11 protein-coding genes and 2 pseudogenes are annotated in these 12,901 nt (G+C 43.2%); 5 read left to right on the forward strand and 8 right to left on the reverse strand.

What is annotated here, in order from left to right; genetic code table 11:
• Positions 1–103: 103 nt before the first annotated feature.
• The gene (locus BLR43_RS02605) at positions 104–751 is read right to left on the reverse strand and encodes a Crp/Fnr family transcriptional regulator (RefSeq protein WP_093068554.1); all 648 of its coding nucleotides are present in this window, start codon (positions 749–751) and stop codon (positions 104–106) included.
• A gap of 286 nt (positions 752–1,037) precedes the next feature.
• Between BLR43_RS02605 and BLR43_RS02610 the strand changes: the two genes are divergently transcribed.
• The 3 genes from BLR43_RS02610 (at position 1,038) to BLR43_RS13900 (ending at position 5,065) form a co-directional block, all read left to right on the forward strand.
• Complete coding sequence (locus tag BLR43_RS02610) at positions 1,038–3,395, forward strand: sensor histidine kinase (RefSeq protein ID WP_093068558.1); 2,358 nt, start codon at positions 1,038–1,040, stop codon at positions 3,393–3,395.
• Between the two features lie 33 nt (positions 3,396–3,428).
• On the forward strand, positions 3,429–4,361 hold the full coding sequence (locus BLR43_RS02615) for a response regulator (RefSeq protein WP_093068561.1): 933 nt from the start codon (positions 3,429–3,431) through the stop codon (positions 4,359–4,361).
• 572 nt (positions 4,362–4,933) lie between these two features.
• Positions 4,934–5,065 (forward strand): hypothetical protein, encoded by a 132-nt coding sequence (locus BLR43_RS13900; protein WP_265088258.1) that lies wholly within the window; start codon positions 4,934–4,936, stop codon positions 5,063–5,065.
• 153 nt (positions 5,066–5,218) lie between these two features.
• Here the strand turns inward: BLR43_RS13900 and BLR43_RS02630 are convergent, their stop codons facing one another.
• Positions 5,219–5,914 carry a hypothetical protein gene (locus BLR43_RS02630; protein WP_093068564.1) on the reverse strand — a complete coding sequence of 232 codons (696 nt, stop codon included), beginning with the start codon at positions 5,912–5,914 and terminating at the stop codon, positions 5,219–5,221.
• Between the two features lie 179 nt (positions 5,915–6,093).
• Positions 6,094–6,354 (reverse strand): annotated as a pseudogene (locus BLR43_RS02635) (GntP family permease); the annotation flags it as partial.
• Positions 6,355–6,903: 549 nt separating this feature from the next.
• Here BLR43_RS02635 and BLR43_RS02640 point away from each other — a divergent pair.
• Both BLR43_RS02640 and BLR43_RS02645 read left to right on the forward strand, forming a co-directional pair.
• Positions 6,904–7,767 (forward strand): LysR substrate-binding domain-containing protein, encoded by an 864-nt coding sequence (locus BLR43_RS02640; protein WP_093068566.1) that lies wholly within the window; start codon positions 6,904–6,906, stop codon positions 7,765–7,767.
• A gap of 390 nt (positions 7,768–8,157) precedes the next feature.
• Positions 8,158–9,561, forward strand: coding sequence for an aspartate ammonia-lyase (locus tag BLR43_RS02645; protein ID WP_244265479.1), 1,404 nt, complete (start codon positions 8,158–8,160; stop codon positions 9,559–9,561).
• A gap of 137 nt (positions 9,562–9,698) precedes the next feature.
• Here BLR43_RS02645 and rluF read toward each other — a convergent pair whose 3' ends face one another.
• From rluF to BLR43_RS02670, 5 genes and pseudogenes are all read right to left on the reverse strand, one after another.
• Positions 9,699–10,685 carry a 23S rRNA pseudouridine(2604) synthase RluF gene (rluF, locus tag BLR43_RS02650; protein ID WP_093068570.1) on the reverse strand — a complete coding sequence of 329 codons (987 nt, stop codon included), beginning with the start codon at positions 10,683–10,685 and terminating at the stop codon, positions 9,699–9,701.
• A gap of 111 nt (positions 10,686–10,796) precedes the next feature.
• A complete protein-coding gene (locus tag BLR43_RS02655) occupies positions 10,797–11,075 on the reverse strand; it encodes a peptidylprolyl isomerase (protein WP_093068572.1) in 279 nt (92 codons plus the stop codon).
• A 175-nt stretch (positions 11,076–11,250) separates the two neighbouring features.
• Positions 11,251–12,105: a patatin-like phospholipase family protein gene (locus tag BLR43_RS02660; RefSeq protein ID WP_093068575.1), complete on the reverse strand. Its 855-nt coding sequence runs from the start codon at positions 12,103–12,105 to the stop codon at positions 11,251–11,253.
• Between the two features lie 147 nt (positions 12,106–12,252).
• Positions 12,253–12,468 (reverse strand): annotated as a pseudogene (locus tag BLR43_RS13990) (integrase core domain-containing protein); the annotation flags it as partial.
• A gap of 15 nt (positions 12,469–12,483) precedes the next feature.
• Positions 12,484–12,795, reverse strand: a complete 312-nt coding sequence (locus tag BLR43_RS02670; protein ID WP_093068579.1) for a DDE-type integrase/transposase/recombinase — start codon at positions 12,793–12,795, stop codon at positions 12,484–12,486.
• Positions 12,796–12,901: the final 106 nt, after the last annotated feature.

Consider the following 12,901-nt stretch of genomic DNA (forward strand, 5'->3'; position numbering starts at 1 on the left):
CAGCTTTGATGCTGATCCTGATGCTGATGCTGATGCTAGTTTGCGAGGTGTTGAGTGATTTATATAAAATTTTACGGAAAAATTTCATAGATATTCAAATTATTCAGGATTCATGATTCATGATTGCTTTTAACTCAGACTGATTCTTTATGGTAATAAAACCATAGTGCATATCTATGAATTCCTGTTTTTGCCAAGACTGAATGATTTTATTGATGGTTTGTCGGGTGGTACCGAGCATAAAGCCAAGCTCTTCTTGCGACAAGCGTAAGTCTATTTTGATATCGTCACCCATCTGCTTGCCATAAGTACCGATGAATCCCATGAGCATGCTCGCCAGTCGCGCCGATATATTGAGTGAGGTGGCATCATCAATCCAATCAAAGGCTCTACGAATACGCGCACAAGTGATGAGCGCGAGGTGCTTGTATAAAATTGGATACTGTTGCGCCGTTTGAATCACCACCTTTCTGGGGATAGAAATCAACGTAACCTTATTAATCGTCCATGCATCGTGGGTGCGAGGATTATCATCTATGATAGATATCTCACCAAACCATTCGCCACTAGATAGGTGAGCGAGGGTCATGGCATTGCCGCTAGTGCTCACATTGCAGACTCTAATCGTACCCGATACGACAAAGTGCAGCGCCGCATCATCATTGTCACCAATAGCATGAATCATTTGGCTTTTTTGGTATACCTTTAGCACAGCGTTATACGCTAGTAGCGCTTGCACGTCGGTTGGCAAGTCAGCAAACCAAGGGTCGTTAAACGCAGGGCATCAAACGGTGCGCTGCATTTTTTTGTTTTATAAATACCTCAAAACTCCTATCGTTCAACCTCTCTCATTCTCCGTTTTTACAAGCCTTTTTCAATAGTCCAACTTTTATTAACCAGTATCTTCTTTGTCATCATATGTTCACAACTCGGCCGTATTCTTATGCCCATTATAAATAGTTGCTGTGTGTCACAGAGATTGATATCCATTAAGCGATTCATTGATAGCAGTTGATGCGTAGATAAAAGGTGTGTGTATGAGCGTTGCTGGCAGGCTTGGTAGTATCTCTACCCGTATGCTGATTATTTTAGCGTTGGCTTTTTTGCTGATTATCCTCATGGTGTATTTGGTCATTGAAACCCAAGGCAAGCCGCGGATTATGGAAATGACATCAGAGACCGTGATTGAAACAGGCAACGAAGTCATCAACAGCATCATGGTGAGTATCAACCATGTCGATGGGCTGGCAAAAGCAAGCAGTACGATGGCGGGCGGTCTACCTAAAGAGGATGCACTTTACCAAGAAACCTTTGGCAATCTCATGCAACAGATGGATCAAAGAATCGTGGGTGGTGGGGTGTGGTTTGACCCAAATATGTATGCCCAAGGTCAAGAGCGTCAGTCGTTTGTATGGGCGCGCGATGAGTCAGGCAGCATGCAGTCAGTGACGCGCTATGACCAAGTAAGTCAAACGCCCAATGCTTATTATCGAGACTGGTGGTATATTCCAGCGTTGTACGCCAATCATGATCATTGTGTCTGGAGTCGGGCATACATCGATCCCACCAGCAATCAGCCGATGATGACTTGTGCTAAAGCATTGTACAACAGTACTAATCAAGCGTTTGATGGCGTGGTGAGTTTTAACTTATTATTGGACAATCTTGATGCTGCCATGAAGAGGTGGCAAGAAAAAATAGGCGGCTATGTCTTTTTGGTTGATTTGGACAATCGATTTTTGACCTTTCCTGAGCAGTCGCTCGTCACTCAAACCACCGCCAACAATCCACAAGGTGAGATGATGAACGCCAGTCAGTTGGCGGCTATCAATCCGAGTTTTGCGCCTATCGCGGACAGTTTGGGTCGCATTAACGATACGCTCATTGATGATGCCACTGCCAAAGATGAAAGCCGTTTTACCTTGGCGGCGCGTAGTATTTTGAGCACAACCAATCTGGGCAAAATAAGTGAGCAAGAGTCTGAGTTGCTCTCAGCGTTGCTTTTGTTAAATATCGATCAAACTTTCAATTTAGTCGACAGCCATCTGGTCGATACCATCGCTGTGCCCAATGATTTTGTCTTACAGCAGCCAGCCACAGCCTTCGTCTTTCGAATGCCATTTACTTACTGGAAAATGGTGATTGTAAAACCCAATAGCGACTTGCTCAGTGTCGCCAATGCTCTATCCAATCAGCTGATTCAAGCCATGTTGCTCGGCTTTATCCCTATTTTATTATTAACGGCATGGGTGTTCCGTCAGTATTTTACTCGTCCATTACAACGTATGTCGCTTTTGGTGGCTGAGATGGGTGCTTTGATTGAACAAAAACAATATCAAAAATTGCTCGCACATAAGCTGCCCAGCTCAAGCGTGAGCGAAATTCAGATCATAAGTGAGCAGACCAACCAACTGATTGATCGTGTGGTCGAAAACGAAGGCGCGCTTGCCGAAATCAACGTCCATCTAGAAAAACAAGTCGCTGCCCGTACCCAAGATCTACAGCAAGCTATGGATGAGCTAAAAGCCTCACAAGTACAATTAGTGCGCTCTGAAAAAATGGCAACCTTGGGTCAAATGGTGGCAGGCGTGGCGCACGAGGTCAACACACCACTGGGCTATGTACGCAGTAATATCGAACTGGTCGGTGATAACTTGACGCGTTTCGATGAGCTGATCAGCCATACTGACCAGCTATTGCAGGCGCTAAAAGACTCCAGTGCTGACCGAGCGCAAGTAGCACAATTGACGGCTCAAACTCTACAATGCTGTGAAGAGATCAAAGAAGATGAAGTCAGTGAGGACTTGGCCGATTTGATCAAAGACAGCTTGTACGGGGTCGATCAGATAGCTGAGTTGGTGGTAAGTTTGCGCGACTTTTCTAGAATTGATGAATCAAAAGTAAAAGACGTCGATATCAATGACTGTATCACCACCTCGCTGGTCATGGCGCGCAATAACCTCAAAACCCTAGATATTACGACCAACCTAGCGACACTGCCACTGATTCAATGCAATCCTTCGCAAATCAATCAAGTGCTATTAAATTTATTCAATAATGCCGCTCAAGCCATAGCGCCTGATCAAAAAGGCAAATTGCATATCACATCAGCTGTCGATGAGACGCAGTCGCAGGTAGTGGTGCAGGTCACAGATAATGGTATCGGTATCAACGAGCAGGCTTTAGAGCGTATCTTTGAGCCGTTTTTTACCACCAAAAAAGCAGGCGATGGAACGGGTTTAGGGCTGGCGATCAGCACGCAAATTATTGAGCAGCATGGCGGCAGTATTGCAGCGAGCTCAATCGTCGGCGAGGGCACAACTTTTACCATTATGCTGCCAATACAGTCGAAAACTTATGAAAATAAACCCTCCAAAGCCTTATTTGAAGGTTGAGAGACTTCTCACCACTCACCTAAAGAGAGCCTCATGCAAAAACCAAAAATTGCCTTTATCGATGATGAGCCGCGCATTTTACGCAGTCTAAAAATGCATTTTCGCCAGTCGCACGATGTATTTACCACCACGGATGCCACTGAGCTTATGAAATATGTCAGCGAGCACGATGTACAAGTGGTCATCAGTGACCAACGTATGCCTGATAAGCAAGGGACGGAAGTCTTGCGTGATATTAAAGAAGCGTCACCCAATACCATTCGTATCTTGTTAACAGGCTATGCGGATCTCAATGCGGTGATTGACTCGGTCAATGACGGAGAGATTTACCGTTATATCACCAAGCCTTGGCAAAATGATGAGCTCAAAAAGATCGTAAATAAAGCCACAGAGATTGCTCAGCAAACGCAAGATATTACCCAAAATATGAAGCAAGGTGATGAATCTCAGAGTTTTATGAATGCTAGTAGCAAAAGGAATATACTGGTATTAGATGATGATGAGAGTATTTATCAAGAAATAAAAAATCAGTTTAAAAGTACTTATACAGTGAGCTGGGCAAGCAACCTCGAGCAGGCTGCGAAGTTATTACAAAAAAATAAGTTTGGTGTCACCATCACGGATGCGACGCTCAACGAAGAAAATATTACTCCTATTGTCTACGCTCTAAAAAATATCCAGCCCGATCTGATGGTGCTGATGTTGACTGAATTTAAAGACGCTCACATGGTGATTGATCTCATCAATAAAGGGCAGGTATATCGCTGTCTGCCACGTCCTACCAACTTCTCTATCATGAGTATCAGTCTGAACCGCGCGTTTGAGCATCACGAAAAACTGGTACAGCAGCCGATATTAGCAACGCGTCATCATGTTGAAGAAGTACCAGAAGCTGAGACTTTTAATTTTTCTGAAAGATTGAAGGGTTTCTTTGCCAAGTTTAGAGGCTGGCGCATGGTCAGATAACGTATCTTTGATATAGCATTTAAGTTTAAGTAGCTTAGCGCAAAAGTCGCGGTAATTGATTGCTCAAAATTAATACGCCTAACTCTTTAGACGAATTTACTGTGAACACTGACGGTACAGAGTTGGAAGTTCTTTATAGCAATATATCAATATTTCTTATGATCATTATTAGACCGCTAATCACCATTAGTATCAGCAGCATTATTCTAAACTGACTAATACTGATGCCAGCCAAAAAGTGCTTGCCAATGACGTTGCCAATAACGGCACCCAGTCCTAATACCAGACCATACACACAGATCTTGACTGTGAGTATGCCAAAAAAGGCGTAGCTGACGACTTGTACAATACCGACAAAAAAGAATTCGCCGTTTTGGTCGCAATAAGATTCTCTTTTTCTAGACCTGCGTTCATATAAAAAGGGTTAAGAATGGGACCTAGGCCATCCACCAACGTGCTCATAAAGGCAATGAAAAAGCCCACAGGATCCTTTTTATTACAAAAAGTGCGGTCAGTTTGTCTCATCTGCCGTAGAAATGCTGTTTTTTATCTCCAATCATATAGACCCTTATTTGGACAATACCGAACAAGAAAACTTGGTAAAAGTATGCCGCGTTGCTAAAAACATAGAAGGGGACCCTATCGAATATAGAGAACCTTATGGATTGGCAGAAAAATTTAGTTATGAGGTCAATATTATTTAACCATTGGCTATTTCACCATTAGCGAGGGCAGTGGTTAAGTTATGCTCAATAAGCTATAAAAAAGGAGCTGATAATTCAGCTCCTTTTTTCATACTTTTTATCACCTGACTCTATGAACGACCAATGAAAGAAATGGTTGATACATAGAACTGCTTACTTGCTATTAAACGTAATCGTCTGTCCGCCATTACCAGCTGGCGATGCGATAGTAACTTTGCTCGCAAGTATGTCGCCTTTGGCATTGATTTTGTAGCATTCTTTTGAACTGCCTTCAGAGGTGCCACCAGCAAGCATGTTGTCTGAGGTTTCGATACAGAACCATGCGGTCTGATTGCTGTCTCGCGTCAGGGACCAGTTTTGGTTATAGGTTCCTATTTTTTTGCGCATGCTGCTATCGCTATAGACATTTTCAGTAATCAATTTGTTTGAGTCGCCCACCGTCGCCATTTTTGGGATAGTGGTTGTTTGGTTCGAGACCGAGTATTTGCCTGTGCTGTCTGTAAAACCGTGAAATACCAAAGGGTTCAAGGTGAAGTAATTGATAGCGACTGACTGGTCAGTGATTTGATTGTTCACTTTATTGATCGTGTTGATCTCAGTACCTTGTACCTTTTTATTATTGAAAACCATGTAGCCTTTAGGCGTGACTTGAATATCTGCTGAGGCCGTTTGATTGCCGATAGTGGCAACCAAATTTTCACTACGTTGTTTGGTATAGATATTGAGCATGGCAGTCTCAACAGGATACTGAGTGACGATATTGTTTGAGTTGGTGTTACCCATCGTTCCACCGCTCGCACAAGCGCTTAAGCCCAGTCCTGCGGCAATACATAATCCTAATGTTTTCATGATTTAATCCCTCAGTCTATTTGGATGAATACTATTAGTAGCTACTGTAAGTAGCAGTTATTATAAGGAATATCTACTATAATCGAATTTTTTAGCAATGACATCTGCTAACCATCCTAGACCTTCTATTATTACATCACTATAACAACCAGTAATTTTCTAGTGCGTTAAGAATTGCGGGCGACGCTACAGGCGTAACCAGAATCTTCCATCAATTTGCCAAAAATAGCCCCCAAGATAAATAGGGGGAAGTATTTGACCGCAAAGCCGCCAAGACCTTGCATAAAGACTTCAGTATAGATCCCCATCGTTTGGCTGCTCTGTCCACTTAATACCACTGCCAAGATAGCGAGTAGAGGTGCCAAAACTAAGACGCTCACGCCTCGATAGGCAAAATACATTAAGAGGAACAAAGACAACAAAATAGCAAAAATGCTCATGATTTTGATTTCCTTCCATGGAAAATAGGCGGTGAACTATACTTTGTGAAGCGGATCGTCTCTTATAAATAGGATTTAGGTGGTTTACTGTCCAATAAAATTTTATGGACTGTTTTTATTATTTTTTAGTTAAATGGTAGGATAATGCCCTTAAGTATCAGTGCTTTCTGCCGGATCAGTACTTGAGAAATATCTAGTAATGAAAAAAATACAGTAAACGGTTGTTCATAATAGCTATCGTTAGCATGAACTCAATATCACCAGTCCAACGATGAAAAAAAGTGATGAGAAAAGTATAGTGATAGGGTAATCACGTAGAGATAACAGCTTACTTAAATCAAACTTAGGTCAAATAAAATGATACATTATGTATCGTCTTAAAATATAACAGAGGAATAAACAAAGGTCAATCAGCAGACCTTAAGAGTCACGGCGAAGGCTTAATGAGCTACTTTGGACAGAAAGCCGTCATCTTTGAAATGAATGAGCTTAATAGACGTAACGCGCGTATTCAAGCATAAGACGTAATATATAAGTGTGGTGATATCAATGATAAGAGAGCTTAAAACCTTCGTCGCTGTTTGCGAGTTAGACAGTTTTGCCGCAGCAGCTCGGCACATCAACTTGACCCAGTCTGCGGTCAGTGCACAAATAAAAACCTTGGAAGACAATCTAGGGTTATCTTTATTTACCCGTTCTGCTCGTGCCATTACCCTAAACCCGCAAGGCACGCGCGTATTACCGATCGCCAAAGAGATTTTGGCGCTTTATTCAACAATGCAGTTGTCCTCAGATACCGATATTGCAAGCTATTACGGGCAGCTTAGGATTGGCTCGATAAACTCCGTACAAGTGGGTATCTTGCCAGAGGCACTAAAGGCGATTACGTTACTTGCCCCCTTAATGCAGACGGAAATTGTCCCCGGGCGTGCCGTAGAGTTATTTGAGAAACTAGAAGTTGGGGAGATAGATGCGGCAATTACCATACAGCCAGCATTTGCCTTGCCAAAAGATATTGTCACGCAGTCCATTATGACCGAGCCTTATGTGCTCATCAGCCCTAAAAAATGGCCCTTTCATAGCCTCAGACAAACGCTTGAGCAGCATCCTTTTATCCATTACACCTTACAGTCCTCAGCAGGCGCAAAGATAAACAAGTTCTTTAAACAACAGGACATCAAGGTAAATACGATCATGGAGATTAATGATCTGGATGCGATCGTGCGCATGGTGGAGTCGGGGCTGGGGGTGGCTTTGATTCCGTATGCTGGGCTATGGATTAGAAGTACGCCGCCCGTTCAAATTCACCATTTAGGGGATAACAGTTTGGTGCGCGAAGTTGTATTGGCATATCGTTATACCGATCGTCAGCAGCCACAAATCAATGCTCTAAAGCAGGTGTTGGGGCTGTAAGTGAGTCAAGAGTCTTATAAACCTTTGTCACTGAAGCTAGGTTTTTACTTTCGGCACGTATAATTAGCGATTAATCCACTTTTTCAACCAATAAGCTTTCTCATAAAATTTTTCTTGCCATATAAATTTTTTCCAAAAGAACTACTGTAAAAGTGCTCATTCTTTTTTATAGAACAACCTAATCTGTCATATTTTTTATTAAGCAGCAAAATTTTTGGGGCTGAGAGCGAAATATTTGCGTTTTTCTTGTACTAAATTCTCGGTTACGATGGCGCTCATATTGAGTAGCGCCAAGACAAAACACTTAACAGAGTCATTTTTGTCGGCCTACTTCTTAAATCTCTCTTATGTCTAAGAAGTTATAAAAATATGGAAAATACAGATAACCTTATCGATAATAAAGCCCATACTCGCATTGAAAAAGATTTATTGGGTGAGCAAGCCGTTCCTGCAACCGCACTATACGGAATCCAAACCCAACGCGCCGCGCAAAATTTTGATATTACTGGCATGCCAATTAGCCATTTTCCTGATTTGATCAAAGCACTGGCAATGGTGAAAGCGGCTGCTGCCAAAGCCAATTATCAACACGGTCTACTCAGTGAAGAGAAGCTTAGCGCCATCACTGATGCGTGTAGCGATCTGATACAAGGCGAGCATCATGAGCAGTTTATTGTTGATCTCATCCAAGGCGGGGCGGGCACGTCAACCAACATGAATGCCAATGAAGTGATTGCCAATATTGGCTTAAAAAAGATGGGGTTTGAGTATGGTCAGTATAGTCATCTCCATCCTAACAATGACGTCAATCGCTCTCAGTCGACCAATGATGTCTATCCAAGCGCGGCACGTTTGGCGATGGTATTTGCGGCAAAACCACTGCAAGAGGCCATTATCAAGCTACAAAACAGCTTAGCTATCAAAGGTAAAGAATTTAGCAGCATTCTAAAAATGGGTCGTACTCAATTGCAAGACGCAGTACCGATGACGTTGGGGCAAGAGTTTAACGCTTTCGCCAGTGATCTAGGCAGTGAAACGGCGCGAATCGAAGATGCTTGTTTACAGTTATGTGAGTTGAACTTGGGCGGTACGGCGATTGGTACGGGCATCAATGCGCCCAAAGGTTATGCCCGCTTAGCGATTAGTGAGCTCGCGGATATCAGTGGTCTGCCAGTGACGCTCTCTGAGGATTTGATCGCCGCCAGTGCCGATATGGGTGCGTTTATTACGTTTTCGAGTGCGCTCAAACGCCTAGCTATTAAGCTGTCTAAATTGAGCAACGATTTACGTCTACTGTCGAGTGGACCGCGTACGGGCTTGGGCGAGATTAACTTGCCAGCGATGCAACCTGGCTCGTCTATTATACCGGGTAAAGTCAATCCTGTGATTCCTGAGGCCATGAACCAAGCTGCGTTTCAGGTAATGGGGACGGACATGACGATTACCATGGCAGCAGAAGCAGGGCAACTGCAGCTCAATGCAATGGAGCCGCTGATTGTTTATAACCTACTAAACAATGCGCGCCTGTTAGAAAAATCGATTCGTATGCTCGATGAGCGCTGTATTCAAGGTATAACCGCCAATAAAGCTCGCTGTGCGCAGCATGTCGAAAACAGTATCGGTATCGTGACAGCACTGGTACCACATATCGGTTATGAAAATGCCAGTCGTATCGCAGGAAATGCGTTGCTGAGTGGGTCAGGCGTGGCGGAGCTGGTCAAACAAGAAAAGCTGCTCAGTGATGAGGAACTTGCAGCGATTTTATCACCTGACACGATGGTCAGTAGTATATAGATTTGTGCACATAAACTGGATTGAACAAAGCAAAAAAGAGCGATATCTATCAACGGATATCGCCCTAATTCTTTTAAAGTGTCGTATCTTCATCGTTTTGATCACTATGACAGCGATGTGATGAAATTAGACAATTATTATCGCTTAGACCCTCGACCTTTTGAGGGGCGTCTGCCGTTTGTAGTGGGTTTACCATTGCCTGCAGCGTTTTTGCCACGACTGGACGGACGCCCATCTCTACCTTTAGAACCTGCTGGCTTTCTGGCATCATCCTTGGCGTACTTATTGCGCCCCTTTGCAGTACCTGCTAATTTTGCAGAGGGTTTTGACTTTGATTGAGCGTCAGTACGCGGTTTTTTTCGTGGTGCATTGCGCGATTTTTTGCCCGAATGATTGTCTTGCGACGAGGATTTTTCTACTGCCTTTAGTAGGGTCGATAGCTCTGTTGGTGTCAGGTCTCGCCAGTCGCCGACAGGAAGCCCCTTAAGGCTTACATTCATAATCCGCGTACGCTCAAGCTTGACGACCTCATAACCAAAATGCTCACACATACGGCGGATTTGACGGTTCAAACCTTGAATGAGTGTGATGTTAAAGACGTTGGGTGCTACCTTAGTAACGGGACATTTTTTTGTCATCTTGCCCAGCATTGGCACGCCACTCGCCATACCCTCAATAAAGCTATCCGTGATTGGCTTATTTACTGTGACCAGATACTCTTTTTCGTGGTTATTGCCAGCACGCAATACTTTATTGACCAGATCACCATTATTGGTCAAAAAAATTAATCCTTGAGAGTCTTTGTCCAAACGCCCAATCGGAAAGATACGTACCGAGTGTCTCACAAAATCGACAATGTTGTTTTTTTCAGAGCTTTCCGTGGTGCTGACAATGCCCACTGGCTTATTTAAGGCAATAAAAATAAAATCATCAGGCTCGCGTGGCTCAATCAGCTGTCCGTTGACTTTTACTACGTCTCCAGCAGCCACTTGATCACCCACCGATGCACGCTTGCCATTGATGTATACATTACCTTGTTCAACAAAGCGGTCAGCATCGCGTCTGGAACAAATCCCACTTTCGCTGATGTATTTATTGAGACGAGTCGAGGAATTGTTATACATAAAGCACCGTTTTACCTGATAAAAAGCTTTTTTGCTAAGAAAAAAGCCTAAATTGAATGGTTCAGTCGTCTTGTCATTAAAGCGGCGACTTGCGTTTTTACAGTCTAACGCTTACGTTCTGTAAAGCACTTTGACCACATGCCAGCCAAATTTGGTTTTTACCAAATGAGGGGTGAAAAGCTCACCGTTGAAGCAGATTTTATCAAAAGGTCCTACCATTTGGCCTTTTTTGAACTCACCTAAATGACCGCCTTTTTTGCCTGATGGACAGGTTGAGTATCGTTTGGCCAGCACATCAAATGCTGCGCCTTTTTTGAGCTTGGCCATAATATCTTCTGCCAACTCTTTTTGTTTGACTAAAATGTGCAATGCGCTAGCGGTACGAGCCATCGTATAAACCTTTCATAGAGTATCAATTATCGGGTCATTATATCATTACTTATCTTATTTTAGCTTAGTTACTAACCTTTTTGATTCAAAGGTTATCTAAGATTATTTAAGCCAATTTCTTATATTTGAAGCCCGTGTTTTCTATTTAATATCTCTTCTTTACAAAATAAAAAGGTTAAAGCTGATGCCAATCTTCAATCGCCTTGTGTCCAATTTCTAGTCCCACATCATAGCTATAACGGATTTTGGCTTTATTTTTGGACAATCGACTCGCCATGTTTTTTAAGTCGGGTGGACAAATCTCTAAAATTTTCTGTGATGATGGCGTCTGTAAAAATTGTACCGAGTCGTTGTAGCGTTGGGTTCGCGTCAACAAGCTTTGGGCAAAACCATATCGTTGCTTAGTATAATATTTAGCCAATAGCTGATCGCCTTTACTGCTTGCTTTAGCGTAGTTTTGCGGGCGAGTACGTATGACCATGAGCTTATCAATACTCTCTTGCCCAGCCGCCCACTGTACGGGCAAAGCATCTGCCACACCACCATCAAAATAAGGCTCACCAAATATCTCGACCGCTTGGCGGGTCAGCACTGGGATAGAGCTTGATGCCCTTAATCCATCCAAAATATTGTCTTTAGCCGCTTTGATGTAGGTTGCTTGTCCTGAAATAGCATGTGTTAACACCATGTAAAATTCAGCATGATTGGCAAATAACTGTGCCTGATCCAGTGGATATTCTTGCTCCACTATATCCCACATCCACTTTAGATCCAGTAAGTCACCGCCTCTAAGGAAACGGCCATAATGAATAAATTCAGATCGAAGGGAATGATCCAAGTAAATATGCAGGGTGCGGCCTTGTTGTGCGGCCAAATAGTTAGCAACGTTAGTTGAACCTGAAGAGACGCCCACACACAGATCAAAAGGATTGAATTGTTGTTGTAAAAAGGCGTCTAAGACACCACTGCTAAATGCGCCACGCATGCCGCCGCCTTCAACCACCAGTGCTTGTCGATGTTGTTTAACCATGGAAAACCTCGAATGACGCTCGCAAAGTATACCTACAAGTACACAAAACGAGGGGATAAAAAATGTTTATAAATATAGTCGATACTAGGGAATTATATTTTTAAGCCGTTCTAAACCTATTTCTTGGATATAGACTGTAGTAGTCAACTAATTTAGGACTAATAAGAGGTTTTGATTAAGGTAGCGTCTCTCTGTCTCTAATGGTGTTAAAGAGTTGTTGAAGCTGTGCGGTCTCACAGCTTGATAATAGCCCCAAATATAGTTAATGATAGCACTTGATGCTTCAGCAATCTCTTCGTAGCCGCCCTTTAGCATCCACTCCGTCTTGAAGCTTCTAAAGAAGCGTTCAGTTGGGGCGTTGTCCCAACAGTTTCCTTTTCAGCTCATACTTTGAACCATACCGTGACAACTTGCGACTGACTCAGCGAACTGTTTGCTGGTGTAATGCGTGCCTTGATCAGAGTGAAACAGCACTCCATTAGGCTTGAGTCTAGTCTGATACGCCATCTGTAGCGCTTTGGCGGTCAAAGTGCTATTGGGAGAGTCTGAGACACTAAAGCCCACCACGCGCCGTGCAAACAGGTCTAGAACGACAGCCAAGTAACACCAACCGCCTTTGATACGGACATAGGTTACATCACCTGTCCAGACTTGATTAGGCGCTTTTGGGCTAAAGTTGCGATCTAAGATATTGTCATGGGTTTTGTGTTCTTGATCAGCCTGCTGTTATTTATGCGTCTTGAGCTGACAGCTCATTAGTCCCATGCCTTTTATAAACTTAGACGCTAGGTAGCGC

It is taken from the genome of Psychrobacter pacificensis (assembly GCF_900101915.1).
GTDB classification, from domain to species: domain Bacteria; phylum Pseudomonadota; class Gammaproteobacteria; order Pseudomonadales; family Moraxellaceae; genus Psychrobacter; species Psychrobacter pacificensis.